The 12,678-nt window shown below is 65.1% G+C and carries 10 protein-coding genes; 8 read left to right on the forward strand and 2 right to left on the reverse strand.

The window, feature by feature from the left end; genetic code table 11:
* Positions 1 to 19 precede the first annotated feature (19 nt).
* From P0D80_RS13860 to P0D80_RS13885, 6 genes are read left to right on the forward strand one after another with little or no spacing between them, the layout of a single operon-like run.
* The gene (locus tag P0D80_RS13860) at positions 20 to 484 is read left to right on the forward strand and encodes a chemotaxis protein CheW (RefSeq protein WP_408284553.1); all 465 of its coding nucleotides are present in this window, start codon (positions 20 to 22) and stop codon (positions 482 to 484) included.
* Positions 481 to 1,890: a CheR family methyltransferase gene (locus P0D80_RS13865; protein WP_408284555.1), complete on the forward strand. Its 1,410-nt coding sequence runs from the start codon at positions 481 to 483 to the stop codon at positions 1,888 to 1,890. Before P0D80_RS13860 ends, P0D80_RS13865 begins: the two co-directional genes overlap by 4 nt.
* Positions 1,883 to 2,563, forward strand: coding sequence for a chemotaxis protein CheW (locus P0D80_RS13870; RefSeq protein ID WP_408284558.1), 681 nt, complete (start codon positions 1,883 to 1,885; stop codon positions 2,561 to 2,563). Before P0D80_RS13865 ends, P0D80_RS13870 begins: the two co-directional genes overlap by 8 nt.
* On the forward strand, positions 2,560 to 4,986 hold the full coding sequence (locus P0D80_RS13875) for a hybrid sensor histidine kinase/response regulator (RefSeq protein ID WP_408284561.1): 2,427 nt from the start codon (positions 2,560 to 2,562) through the stop codon (positions 4,984 to 4,986). Before P0D80_RS13870 ends, P0D80_RS13875 begins: the two co-directional genes overlap by 4 nt.
* Before the next feature lie 17 nt (positions 4,987 to 5,003).
* The gene (locus P0D80_RS13880; RefSeq protein WP_408284564.1) at positions 5,004 to 6,020 is read left to right on the forward strand and encodes a chemotaxis response regulator protein-glutamate methylesterase; all 1,017 of its coding nucleotides are present in this window, start codon (positions 5,004 to 5,006) and stop codon (positions 6,018 to 6,020) included.
* Between the two features lie 60 nt (positions 6,021 to 6,080).
* Entirely contained in the window at positions 6,081 to 7,169 is a 1,089-nt protein-coding gene (locus tag P0D80_RS13885) for a diguanylate cyclase (protein WP_408176303.1), read from the forward strand.
* A 115-nt stretch (positions 7,170 to 7,284) separates the two neighbouring features.
* Here the strand turns inward: P0D80_RS13885 and mdeB are convergent, their stop codons facing one another.
* A complete protein-coding gene (gene mdeB, locus P0D80_RS13890; protein ID WP_408284570.1) occupies positions 7,285 to 10,032 on the reverse strand; it encodes an alpha-ketoglutarate dehydrogenase in 2,748 nt (915 codons plus the stop codon).
* A 152-nt stretch (positions 10,033 to 10,184) separates the two neighbouring features.
* Here mdeB and P0D80_RS13895 point away from each other — a divergent pair, with 152 nt between their 5' ends.
* Positions 10,185 to 10,712, forward strand: coding sequence for an Lrp/AsnC family transcriptional regulator (locus tag P0D80_RS13895; protein ID WP_408284572.1), 528 nt, complete (start codon positions 10,185 to 10,187; stop codon positions 10,710 to 10,712).
* A 20-nt stretch (positions 10,713 to 10,732) separates the two neighbouring features.
* Here P0D80_RS13895 and P0D80_RS13900 read toward each other — a convergent pair whose 3' ends face one another.
* Positions 10,733 to 11,545 carry an SDR family NAD(P)-dependent oxidoreductase gene (locus P0D80_RS13900; protein ID WP_408176306.1) on the reverse strand — a complete coding sequence of 271 codons (813 nt, stop codon included), beginning with the start codon at positions 11,543 to 11,545 and terminating at the stop codon, positions 10,733 to 10,735.
* A gap of 181 nt (positions 11,546 to 11,726) precedes the next feature.
* On the opposite strand from P0D80_RS13900, the gene P0D80_RS13905 reads away from it, so the two are divergent.
* Positions 11,727 to 12,662 (forward strand): GlxA family transcriptional regulator, encoded by a 936-nt coding sequence (locus P0D80_RS13905; RefSeq protein WP_408176307.1) that lies wholly within the window; start codon positions 11,727 to 11,729, stop codon positions 12,660 to 12,662.
* The last annotated feature ends 16 nt before the right edge of the window (positions 12,663 to 12,678 follow it).

Raw genomic sequence — 12,678 nt, forward strand, 5'->3', positions numbered from 1 at the left:
ACCGCCCACGCACACGTCGATGCTCTTCATCCTCTTCACGCTCGATAGCGAACGGTATGTGATCGACGCGACACAGGTGGAGCGTCTGATGCCGCTCACGCCGCAGTCGCCGCCGAAGACAATCCCCGGCGCGCCGTCGTGGGTGGCGGGCGTGCTCGATCACGAAGGCGCGCCGCTGCCGTTGATCGATCTGCCGGCACTCGCGCTCGGCCGTCCCGCCGCGCAACTGATGTCGACGCGTATCGTGCTGGTGCGCTATCCGCTTCCCGGCACGACGCGCTTGCTCGCGCTGCTGCTCGAAGGCGCGACGCGCACCATTCGTCTGGATGTGGCGGCGTTTCAGGATGCCGGTCTCGACATGCCGCACGCGCGTTATCTCGGCCCGGTCGCGAGTGAAGCGGGTGGCCTCGTGCAGTGGATCCGCGTCGAGCATCTGCTGCCCGACGACGTCAAAGCGCTCCTCTTTCCCGAGGCGCACGCATGAACGCGCAGCACGACAACGCACCGCTCTATCGACGCTTTGCGGAGCTGTTGCATCGGACCATCGGGCTCGATGCGGCATCGCTCGGCCATAGTGCGATTGAGCGCGCGGTCGACCAGCGCGCGGCAGCGTGGTGTGCGGACGGTCACGCCGAAGCCACGCTCGCCGACTATTGGGAAGCCGCGCAATGTTCGCCTTCGATGGTGCAGGCGCTGATCGAAACGGTCGTCGTGCCGGAAACCTGGTTCTACCGCGACGCCGACGCGTTCAAGGCACTCGCGCGGCTCGCGCATGAGCGTCTCGCCGAGCGCGGTAACGCATTGCCGCTACGCGTCCTGAGTCTGCCCTGCTCGACCGGCGAAGAACCGTACACGATCGCGATGACGCTGCTCGACTCAGGCATCGACGCCGCGCAGTTGCGCATCGACGCAATGGATATCAGCGACCGTTCGCTCGCCGTCGCGCAACGCGCTGTCTACGGACGCAATTCGTTTCGCGGCAATGCGTTTCCGTTTCGCGACGCGCACTTCACGCGCACCGAAGACGGCTGGCGTCTCGCGCCGCGCGTGGTCGACGCAGTGCGTTTTTCGCGCGCCAATCTGATGCAGTTCGATGCATCGTCGCTTGGCGTCTACGACTTCGTGTTCTGCCGCAACGTGCTGATTTACTTCGACCGCGACGCGCAGCAAAAAGCCTTGCAGGCGCTCAATAGCGTGCTCGCCGAAAACGGCACGCTGTTCGTCGGCCCCGCGGAAACCGGGCTGCTGATGCGTTACGGCATGCAGTCCGCGAAGATCCCACTGGCGTTCGCGTTTCATCGCGGCGCGCCCGAGGAAGCGCAGTTGAATAGCTGGCACACTGCGCCGCTCGCCACTGCTGCCGCGCTCGCGATGACGCGTTCACAGGTGCCGGCGCTTGCTCCGCCACTCGTGTTTTCCGCGCAGCCTTTTGCGTGGCCCGATCCGGTTGCGCGCACGCCGTTCAAGGGTGTGACGCCGTTCACGCCGCGTGACAGCGTCGCGCCGTACATGCGCGAGACGTCGACGCCCGCTCCACCGCCGGCACACAACCCGCTGTCGCCGCCGGCCAGCGCGGCACGCGACACATTGAAAGCCGCGCACGCACTAGCCGACGCCGGCCGCCTCGCGGAAGCCGCCACGGCGATCAACGCCCATCTGGAACACCACGCCCCGCACGCCGATGCGTTTTATCTGCTCGGCGTCCTGGCAGATGCCAACGGTGATGCGAACCTCGCACGCAGCCAGTATCGCAAGGCGCTGTATCTCGACCCTCAGCATGCGGAAGCGCTCGCGCATCTCGCGACCTTGCTCGAACTCGAAGGCGATCGCGACGGCGCACGCCTGCTAATGCAACGCGTGTCGCGCGCACAGGGAGCGCAACGTGGCTGACACGCAGACGGTGACCTTCGACGATTGCTGGAATCGTATCGGCGTGCGCGGCGATTCGTCGTGCGAGCGCCTTGTCGAGTACGTGCGCTGCCTGAATTGCCCGGTGTTCGAAACGGCCGCGGCCAAACTGCTCGAACGGCCGATTCCGTCGGTGGATCTCTCGCAGCACGACCTGCGCGCGCCGGTGCAATCGCAGCAGAATGTGCAAGGCGCGAGCGAATCGTTCCTCGTTTTTCGCATCGGCGACGAATGGCTGGCGCTGCCCACGCCGATCTTCAAACGCATCGTGCAGACGCGGCCGATTCATACGTTGCCGCATCGGCAGCATCGCGCGGTGCTGGGCGTGGTGAATGTGCAAGGCGAGTTGCTGGTGTGTCTGTCGCTCGAGCACCTGCTCGGTTTCGAAGCCGACGCCGCCACACGCGACGATCGCGCGCGTCACGATCTGCCGCGTTTGCTGGTGGTCTCGCGCGCTGAAGAACACGCGGTGTTCCCGGTGGATCAGGTCGACGGCGTGCACCGGATTGCGACGGCCAGTTTTTGCCCGCCGCCCGCCACGCTTTCGCAAGCGGCGGCCGCGCATACGCGCGCAGTCGCGCCGTGGCGCGGCATGAGCGTCGGCCTGCTCGACGCCGACGCACTCTTCGATACCTTGAACCGGAGTCTCGGATGACGGACGATCCACGCCGCCCGTCGCTGATCGATCTGTTCCGCGAGGAGGCGCGCACGCAGGCACGCGTGCTCAACGATGGCCTGCTCGCGCTCGATCGTGCACCGCGCGATGCCGGTGCGCTCGAGGCCTGCATGCGGGCCGCGCATTCGTTGAAGGGCGCGGCGCGTATCGTCGGCGTGCAGGTCGGTGTCGAACTCGCGCATGCCATGGAAGATTGCTTCGTCGCCGCGCAGGAAGAGCGTGCGTTGCTCGACGCCGCATGGATCGACGAGTTGCTGCGCGGGGTGGATATCGTCGCGCGCATCGGCAATGATGAAGACGAGTCGGCGCGTGACGCGGTCGGCACATGTGTCGCGTCGTTGCAGGCGCGTATGGCGGGCGTGGTGCCGCATGGCGTGGCGGTGCGGCGGAATGTGGCGCCGCCGGCAGCCGCGCCGTTTGAACCCGTGCGCAGCACTGCAGCCGAACCGCCAACGGTCTCAGTCGCCTCGCTACCTTCGGGCTCAAGTTCGGACGCAGACGCAGACCCGGACGTCGCATTCGATCTGCTAGCCGATGCGCTGCGCGCCGAAGAGACACCGGCCTCCACCGCGCCACCGCCCGCACCGGACAGTACGCCTGCCACGACACCCGCGTCGAACAGCGCGCGAGGCACAAGCACCACAACCACCGAACCCGGTCGCATGCTGCGCGTACGCGCCGACAACCTCGACCGCCTGCTGTCGCTATCCGGCGAATCGTTGGTCGAATCGCGCTGGCTAAAACCTTTCGCGCAATCGATGCTGCGCGTCAAGCGAGTCCAACGCGACAGCACTCGCGCGCTGGATCAACTGCACGAAACGCTCGCCGACCTCAAGCTCGATCCGCGCGCGCAAGCCGCGCTTGAAGAAGTTCGCCGCCTCACCGCCGAATCGCAGCATCTGCTGGCCGAACGTCTCGCCGATCTGGAAAGCTTCGACCGTCGCTCGACCCATCTGTCGCAGCAACTCTACGACGCCGCCCTGCAATGCCGCATGCGCCCATTCGGCGACGGCACCGGCGGACTCGCGCGAATGGTGCGCGACGTCGCGCGTTCGCTCGGCAAGAAGGTGCGTTGGCAGTTGGTCGGCGAATCGACTCAGGTGGACCGCGACATTCTCGATCTGCTCGAAGCGCCGCTCGGCCATATGCTGCGCAACGCGCTCGACCACGGCATCGAAACACCCGCCGTGCGCCTCGCGTGCGGCAAGCCGGAAGAAGGCACGCTCACGCTCGACGCGCGTCACACAGCCGGCGCGCTGCTCATCACCGTTTCCGACGACGGCGCGGGCATCGACCTCGACGCCTTGCGCGCGTCGATCGTCCGCAAGAAACTCGCGAGCGACGAAACGGCCGCGCGTCTGTCCGAAGCCGAGTTGCTCGAATTCCTGTTCCTGCCGGGCTTCTCGCTACGCGATCAGGTGACCGAGGTCTCGGGCCGCGGCGTCGGACTCGACGCGGTGCACGACGTCGTCAAACGCGTGCGCGGCACGGTGCGAATCACGCACGAACCCGGCCTCGGCACGCGCGTCCAATTGCAGTTGCCGCTGACGCTCTCGGTGATCCGCAGCCTGCTGGTCGAAGTCGCGGGCGAACCATACGCGGTGCCGCTCGCGCATGTGAACCGCACGCTGCACGTGAGCCGCGCGGAGATCGAGTTGCTCGAAGGTCATCAGCACATCGCGTTTTCCGGCCGGCGCATCGGCGTGGTCACTGCGCATCAGATTCTCGACACCGCGCCGCCCGCGGATGAAAGCGGCACCGTCAGCATGATCGTGATCGGCGACGGCCCGCAAACCTACGGCGTGGTGGTCGACCGTTTTCTCGGCGAGCGGATGCTGGTGGTGCAACCGCTCGATCCTCGTCTCGGCAAAATCCGCAACATCACCGCCGGCGCGCTGATGGAGAACGGCGATCCGGTGCTGATCGCCGACGTCGACGACTGGCTGCGCTCCGTCGAACGGCTCGTCGCGGGCGGCGATCTCAAGCACACGCAACACGGCGTCGCGCACGCGGCGCAGCGCGCCACGCGCCGCGTGCTGGTGGTCGACGATTCGCTCACCGTGCGCGAACTCGAACGCAAGCTGCTGGCCACGCGCGGTTATGACGTGACGATCGCCGTCGACGGCATGGACGGCTGGAACGCCGTGCGCGGCGAGCGCTTCGACCTCGTCATCACCGATATCGACATGCCGCGCATGGACGGTATCGAGCTGGTCACGCTCATCAAACGCGATCCGCAGTTGCAGTCGCTGCCGGTGATGATCGTGTCGTACAAGGACCGTGAAGAGGACCGCCGCGCCGGCCTGAACGCGGGCGCGGACTACTATCTGGCGAAAGGCAGTTTTCATGACGAAGCACTGCTCGATGCGGTGCGTGATCTGATCGGCGAAGCTTACGGTTAAACCTACGGGTAAAACGGATGAAAATCGGAATCGTCAACGACATGCCGCTCGCCGTCGAGGCGCTGCGTCGAGCGCTCGCGGCGCGCCACGACTTCGAGGTGCTGTGGATCGCGCAGGACGGCCAGCAGGCGGTCGATTTCTGCACCGCGCAGCGGCCCGACATCGTGCTGATGGATCTGGTGATGCCGAACGTCGACGGGATCGAGGCCACGCGCCGCATCATGGCGCGCGCGCCCTGCGCGATCCTGATCGTTACCGTCGATGTGGGCGCGAACGCGTGGCGCGTTTATGAAGCGATGGGGGCGGGCGCGCTCGACGCCGTCGATACGCCCTCGCTGAACGGTCCCGATGCGCACAAGAGCATCGCCACGCTGATCGCGAAGATCGACCGCATCGCGGCGCTCGTCAAGGAACGCAACGCGCCCGGCGCGGCGGCCGCGGCAACGCCCGCCTGCTTGACGAGCCGCGACACGCCGCTAGTGGCGATCGGCGCATCGGCGGGCGGCCCGGCGGCGCTTGCCACGTTGCTCGCCGGCCTGCCGAAAGATTTTGCGGCGGCCATCGTCATCGTGCAGCACGTCGATGCGGCGTTCGCCGCCGGCATGGCGGACTGGCTGAACCAGCAATCGGCGTTGCCCGTGCGAATCGCCCGCGAAGGCGACCGGCCGCAAGCGGGCGTCGCGTTGCTCGCCGCCACCGACGATCATCTGCATCTGAAATTGCCCAACGTGCTCGGCTACACGCCCGTGCCGGAAGAGACGCCTTACCGGCCTTCCGTCGACGTGTTTTTTCACAGCGTGGTGGCGCGCTGGCCGGCGCGCGCGGTCGGCGTGCTGCTCACCGGCATGGGCCGCGACGGCGCGATCGGCCTCAAGGCGATGCGCACCAAGGGCTATCACACGATCGCGCAGGACGAGGCGACCAGCGCCGTGTATGGCATGCCGAAAGCGGCCGCGGCGCTCGACGCCGCCGCCGCGATCCTGCCGTTGCCGCGCATCGCCGCCGCACTTGCGACGGCGGTCAACTCGCGCTAGCCGCTCACTCGCCGCCTATGAGCCGCTTCGATTCACTCACATTCATTCTGGCTGAACAACATGGACACTCCTAAACCGCATCAGAACACCGCCGCGCAGGACTTCGCGTCGGACGCGGCGGACGCTCCCAATCTCGCGATCGATGACGCTCTGGCGCGCATCCTCGGCAATCCGCCCGCGGCGGAGTGCCCAATCATGGTGTTGCTGGTCGACGACCAGGCGATCATCGCCGAGGCGATTCGCCAGGCGCTGGCCGACGAAGCGAGCGTCGACTTTCACTACTGCGCGTCGCCTGAAGACGCACTGCGCTGCGCTGCGGAAACGCGTGCGACGGTGATCCTTCAAGACCTCGTGATGCCGGGCACGGACGGTCTCACCCTCGTGCGCCAATACCGGCAGAATCCGGCGACGCGCGACATTCCGATCATCGTGCTGTCAACCAAGGAAGAGCCGCTCGTGAAAAGCGCGGCCTTCGCCGCCGGTGCCAACGATTATCTGGTGAAGCTGCCGGACCGCATTGAGTTGATCGCGCGCATCCGCTATCACTCGCGCTCGTATCTGAACCTGATTCAACGCGACGAGGCCTACAAGGCGCTGCGTCAATCGCAGCAACAATTGCTCGCGACGAATCTGGAGTTGCAGCGGCTCACGCATTCGGACGGCCTGACGGGCCTGTCGAATCGCCGCTACCTCGATCAATATCTGGCTGCCGAATGGCGTCGCAGCACGCGCGACAAGACCGGCCTCGGCTTTCTGATGATCGATGTGGATAACTTCAAGGCGTACAACGATACCTACGGGCACGTCGCCGGCGACGAAGTGCTCAAGCGGGTCGCGCAAACCGTCGAATCGTGCCTCGGACGCTCGGCCGATCTCGCGGCGCGCTTCGGTGGCGAAGAGTTCGCGGTGGTGGTGCCGGGCACGTCGGCGGGCGGCTTGCGTCTGCTCGCGGAAAAGATCCGCATTGCAATCGAGGGGCTGGCGATTCCGCATGCGGGCTCCGCGACCGGCGGCGTGACGATCAGCATCGGCGCGGCAACGCTCGTGCCTTCGGCCGCCGAGCCGGTGACGAAGCTGATCGAAGCGGCTGACGTCGGTCTGTATCGAGCGAAGCGGGATGGGAAGAATCAGGTGGCGGTCAGCGATTGATCGTTGCGGATGCGGTTCTACTACCGTGCAATGAAAGCGCGCCCGTTTGCAGGGCGCGTTTTCATTTGCAGCGATAGCAGCAGTGCGTTAGTCGGTTTCTGACGCATGCGCTTTTCTAGCATTGCCAGGACGCCGCGCCGACCGCTGCGTCGCCGAGGTACTTGCTGCGTGCTTCAACAAGCACGCTTGCGTCGATGGCGCCCTCGTCGGCCAGCGCCTTCAGCGCGGCGATCACGATCGCCTTGCGGTCCACTTCGAAGAATTCGCGCAACGCCTGACGCGTGTCGCTGCGGCCGAAACCATCGGTGCCGAGCGTCACATAACGGCGTGGCACGTATGCGCGAATCAGTTCGGGCACGGCACGAACATAATCCGTGGCGGCGATGACCGGGCCTTGCGACGCTTCGAGCGCTTGCGTGACGTACGGCGCCGAAGCCGCTTCGCCAAGACGCGCGAGCCGTTCTGCCGTCATGCCGTCGCGTTGCAACTCGGTGAAGCTCGTCACGCTCCACACCGCAGCGTCGATCCGCCAGTCGTCCTTCAACATCTGCTGAGCCGCAATCACTTCACCGAGAATCGCACCCGCGCCGAGCAATTGCACCCGAGCTTGCGTGGCCCCCTGCCCCTGAGCTTGCGCCGCCAGCGGATAAATGCCCTTGAGAATCCCTTCGCGCAACGCCGGCAAGTCGCCGCCCGGCACCGAAGGCTGCGCGTAGTTCTCGTTCATCACCGTGACGTAATAGAACACGTCGCGCTGCTGCTCGACCATCTCCCGCATACCCTCGTCGACGATCGCGGCAACCTCGTACGCGAACGCCGGGTCGTAAGCGCGGCAGTTCGGAATCGTCGATGCCGCCAGATGGCTCGAGCCGTCCTGATGCTGCAACCCCTCGCCGCCGAGCGTCGTCTTGCCCGACGTCGCGCCGATCAGGAAACCGCGCGCACGTTGATCCGCCGCAGCCCAGATCAGATCACCGATGCGCTGGAAGCCGAACATCGAATAGTAGATGTAGAACGGCAGCATCGGCAGATCGTGCACGCTGTACGACGTCGCCGCTGCGATCCATGACGACACCGCGCCGGCTTCCGAAATGCCCTCTTCCAGAATCTGGCCTTTCGTATCCTCACGGTAGTAAAGCATCGAGCCGAGATCTTCCGGCTCGTACAACTGCCCGAGCGGCGAATAGATACCGACCTGGCGGAACATGTTCGCCATGCCGAAGGTGCGCGCCTCGTCGGCGACGATCGGCACCACGCGCGGGCCCACTTCCCCGTCCTTGAGCAGCGCGGTCAGCATGCGGACCAGCGCCATTGTCGTGGACATGTCGCGGCCGTTCGCGTCCAGCGCGAATTGCCCCCAGGAGGACACCGGCGGGACGGTCAGCCCCTTCGATGCAACTCTCCGCCTTCTGGGCAGATAGCCTCCGAGAGCCGCCCGCCGTGCATGCAGGTATTGCATTTCCGGGCTGTCTTCCGCGGGTTTGTAGAACTTCACCTGTTCGACGTCCTCGTCCGTGAGCGGCAGGCGGAAGCGATCGCGAAACGCCTTTAGGTCGTCGAAGCCAAGTTTCTTTTGCTGATGCGTGGTCATGCGGCCTTGGCCCGACGTGCCCATGCCGAAGCCCTTCATCGTTTTCGCGAGAATCACCGTCGGCTGGCCGCGATGGTCGAGCGCCTTCGCGTAGGCCGCGTGCAGTTTGCGCACGTCGTGGCCGCCACGGCGCAGGCGGTCGATGTCGTCATCGCTCAATTGGGCGGCGAGCGCGGCAAGCTCCGGATTCTGGCCGAAGAAGCGTTCGCGGTTGTACGCACCGTCGTTGGCAGAGAAGGTCTGGAACTGGCCGTCCACGGTATGCGCGAACGCGCGCAGCAAGGCGCCGGTGCGGTCGCGCGAGAACAGCGCGTCCCAGTCCGAGCCCCACACCACTTTGATCACGTTCCAGCCGGCGCCGATGAAGTGCGCTTCCAGTTCATCGATGATGCGGCCGTTGCTGCGCACCGGACCGTCGAGCCGCTGCAGATTGCAGTTGATCACGAACACGAGGTTGTCGAGCCCCTCGCGGGCGGCCAGCGAAAGCGCGCCGGTCGATTCCGGCTCATCCATTTCGCCGTCGCCGAAAAAGCCCCACACCTTGCGGCCTTCTGTTTGCACGAGGCCGCGATTGGCCAGGTAGCGCATGAAACGCGCTTGATAAATCGCGTTGATCGGGCCGATGCCCATCGAGCCGGTCGGGAACTGCCAGAAGTCCGGCATCAGCCACGGATGAGGATACGAGCACAAGCCCGGTCCGCCGATCTCGCGACGGTAGTGCTGGAGGTTTTCCTCCGAGAGAAAGCCTTCGAGGTAAGCCCGCGCATAAACACCCGGCGACGAATGCGGCTGGAAGTAAACGAGGTCGCCCGTGCCGTCTTCCCCGCCAGGTGCGGCCGCGCGAAAAAAATGGTTGAAGCCGACCTCGAACAGCTCTGCCGCCGACGCGTAACTCGCAATATGCCCGCCGAGTTCGCCGTAGGCCTGGTTCGCGCGCACCACCATTGCGAGCGCATTCCAGCGCAGCGCGGCGGCGAGCCGTTCTTCGAGTTCGAGATTGCCCGGATAGCGCGGCTGTTGCTCGAACGGGATCGTGTTCTGGTACGGCGTGACGTTGGTGCGCGCCGATTCAACACCCAGCGAAAGCGCATGGCTCGCAAGTTTGTCGAACAGAAACTGCGCGCGGTCGCGGCCGACATGCGCGACGACCGCGTCGAGCGCTTCCAGCCACTCGGCGGTTTCCTGCGGATCGGTGTCCGCCTGCTCCGCGCTTTCAACACGCTGCGCATTCAACGACTTCAACTGCTCGCTACCGCTGGACAAATCCGTCATGGCACCACTCCCGCATCGACGCGTTCGGTTCAAGATCGAGTGAGTCAATGGTAACCATGTGCCCACAAAATGAGCGTCTCATTTGCTTGTGATCCCGCGCTGCGATAGGCTATTTATTCCGAATTTCGCCATTACGATGGAATATTTCATCTATGACCACGCCACCCAGGCGGCTCGACCGCATCGACATCGGCATCCTGAGCCAGTTGCAGCAGAACGCGCGCATTACCAATGCGGATCTGGCGCGCTCGGTGAACCTCTCGCCCACGCCATGCTTCAACCGCGTGCGGGCGCTCGAAAAGCTCGGTCTGTTCAAGCAGCAGGTCACGTTGCAGAACCCGGAGCCGCTCGGGCTGCGCATCAACGTGTTCATTCAGGTGAGTCTGGAAAAGCAGGTGGAAGACGCGCTGCTGCGCTTCGAACAGGCGATCTCGGAGCGTCCCGAGGTGATGGAGTGCTACCTGATGACGGGCGACGCCGACTATCTGCTGCGCGTGGTGATGCCGGATATGCAGACGCTGGAGCGCTTCATCGTCGATCATCTGACGAAGATTCCGGGCATCTCCAATATTCGCTCGAGCTTTGCGCTCAAGCAGGTGCGTTACAAGACGGCGCTGCCGCTGCCGTCGTCGGGATTGACGCTGGTCGATCCCGACGACGTGTCGACTGACTGGCGCTAAGGCTTTCCGCCCGCTCAGCTTTATGCCGTAGCGGCGCCGCTCGTGTAGCGTGCGGCCGGCAGCTTGTGCGACAGGTTCGGCTGCAGCTGCTGACGTGCGCTGTTGAAGCGCTCCCAGTCCGCCGCGTCCGGCAACGACGGAATCGTCACCAGTTCGCCTTGGTCGAGGCCGGCGAGCGCGGCGTCCACCATGTCTTCGGCGGTCATCACGATCTGTTGCGGCAGATGTTCGACCGCGAGGCCCGCGCGGTCCCAGAATGCGGTGCTGGTCGCGCCCGGCAAAACCGCCTGCAACTGCACACCCTTGCCGCCCACTTCGTGATGCAGCGACTGCGTCAGGTTGAGCACGTAGGCCTTGGTGCCGCTGTAAGTGCCGTTCAACGTTTCCGGCGACAGCGCCACGATCGACGAAATATTGATCACGATGCCGTTACCCCGCTCCACCAGGCCCGGCACGACCGCTGCCGTCAGACGCGTGAGCGCGGTCACGTTCAGGTCGATCATTTTTTCGAGCTCGTCCACGTTCGAGTCGATCAGCGAGGCGGTCGCGCCGACGCCCGCGTTGTTGACCAGCATCGTGATGCCACGGTCCGCGCGCAGCCGTTCTTCGATGCGGCGCACGTCGGCTTTGACGGTGAGGTCCGCGCCGATCGTCTCGACATGGCGGCCGGTTTCCGTCTTCAGACGATCGGCCAGACTGTTCAGCCGCTCGACGTCGCGCGCCACCAGAATCAGGTCGTAGCCGCGCCGCGCAAGGCGGTCCGCATACACCGCGCCGATCCCCGACGATGCGCCCGTCACCAATGCCGTTCCTTTGCCTGCTTGCGTTGCCATTTGAATCTCTCCTTGCGGGCGTGGCGCCTCGCGCCTGTGCCCTGTCCGATGAATGAATGGGAAAACCGGGAAACCTCCGCCACCGCGCCGTTGTTTGCGGTATTGCGGTGTTGACGAAGCAAGTCTAGGCGCGTAGCCTGTTGTCTCAAATGTCGTATTTACCTCGTTTTAGGACATCGCAATGAGACACGTCGGCGTGGTGGTTTTTCCCGGCTTCCAGATCCTCGATATGGTCGCGGTCTCGATCTTCGAGCTGGCCAACCTGGAGGCCGGCCAACCTGAGTACGACGTGGAGGTCATTTCCGAGCATGGCGGCATGGTGCGCAGCTCGGCGGGCGTGGAGATCGCCACCCGCCCGTTCGACGATCCGGCGTATGACACCGTGGTGGTCACTGGCGCGATGCAGATCGCGCCGTCGTCGCCGGGATTGCTGGCGTTTCTGAACGAGGCGCTCGCCGCGTCGCGACGCACCGCCAGCATCTGCACCGGCGCGTTCGTGCTGGCCGAGGCCGGGATTCTCGACGGCCGCCACGCCACGACCCATTGGATTCACGCTCGCGATCTGCAGCGGCGCTTTCCGCAAACGCGCGTGGACGAGGACCGCATCTTTATCATCGACGGGTCGGTGTGGACGTCGGCCGGCATGACAGCGTGCATCGATCTGTGTCTGGCGCTCGTTGAAAACGATCTCGGCATGGAGGTGTCGCGCGCGATCGCCAAGAAGCTCGTGGTGTATCACCGCCGCACTGGCGGCCAGTCCCAGTTCTCGGCCATGCTGGACCTGGAGCCGAAATCCGACCGCATCCAGAACGCGCTCTCTTACGCCAAAAGCCATCTGCGCGAGCCGTTGACGGTCGAACAGCTCGCCGACGTCGCGCATCTCAGCCCGCGCCAGTTCAGCCGCGCGTTTCGCGACGAAACCCGTCAATCGCCGGCCAAAGCCATCGAGGCATTGCGCGTCGAAGCCGCGCGCGCCATGCTGGAAGCGGGCCGCCATTCCATGGAGGCGGTAGCCGCGGAAACCGGTTTCGTCGATACCGAACGGATGCGGCGCGCCTTTCTGCGCGCGTATGGTCAGCCGCCGCAAGCGATCAAACGCGCGGCGCGCGTGATGTAACACATGTGGTGGACAA

Source organism: Paraburkholderia sp. RL17-373-BIF-A (assembly GCF_046030175.1).
Lineage (GTDB): Bacteria > Pseudomonadota > Gammaproteobacteria > Burkholderiales > Burkholderiaceae > Paraburkholderia.